The sequence below is a fragment of the Mediterraneibacter sp. 210702-DFI.5.30 genome (assembly GCF_020560115.1).
Taxonomy (GTDB): domain Bacteria; phylum Bacillota; class Clostridia; order Lachnospirales; family Lachnospiraceae; genus Mediterraneibacter; species Mediterraneibacter faecis.
Window position 1 is genome coordinate 1 of sequence record NZ_JAJCME010000192.1, and the last position, 231, is coordinate 231.

Sequence of the window (231 nt, forward strand, 5' to 3'; positions counted from 1 at the left end):
CGCTGGACTTCTTTTTATCCTGAGAAGCATGTAGCTTTACCATCACAAATCGTGCAAAGGGTTGGATCACTATACTTTCAGCGATCAGTACAATTAGGAAATTTCTTGGCCAATTCGCTAAGAAGTGATTAAACGTTTCAGAACTCAAACCGTTTCCGATAATGTCTCCAATAAACGTCATCACAAATGACATTCCTAGTACGGTGAAAAGAATACGATATAGGATTTTGG

1 pseudogene is annotated in these 231 nt (G+C 38.5%); it reads right to left on the reverse strand.

From position 1 onward, the window contains the following. A pseudogene (locus LI126_RS15215) lies at positions 1-181 on the reverse strand (hypothetical protein); the annotation flags it as partial. Between the last annotated feature and the right edge of the window lie 50 nt (positions 182-231).